Raw genomic sequence first — 224 nt, forward strand, 5'->3', positions numbered from 1 at the left:
TGATGGCAGAGAGGTCACACCCGTTCCCATACCGAACACGGAAGTTAAGCTCTCTAGCGCCGATGGTAGTTGGGACCTTGTCCCTGTGAGAGTAGGACGTTGCCAGGCAATCCGGAGGATTAGCTCAGCTGGGAGAGCACCTGCCTTACAAGCAGGGGGTCGGCGGTTCGATCCCGTCATCCTCCACCATTTAGCCGACTTAGCTCAATTGGTAGAGCAACTGA

General features: G+C 55.8%; 1 tRNA gene and 1 rRNA gene. Both read left to right on the forward strand.

The features are described from left to right. Positions 1-108, forward strand: a 5S ribosomal RNA gene (gene rrf, locus MR070_RS27010); the annotation flags it as partial. A 5-nt stretch (positions 109-113) separates the two neighbouring features. Further along, positions 114-189 (forward strand) — tRNA-Val (locus MR070_RS27015). Positions 190-224 lie beyond the last annotated feature (35 nt).

This window comes from Bacillus cereus group sp. BfR-BA-01453 (genome assembly GCF_022662915.1).
Classification (GTDB): Bacteria; Bacillota; Bacilli; order Bacillales; family Bacillaceae_G; genus Bacillus_A; species Bacillus_A paranthracis.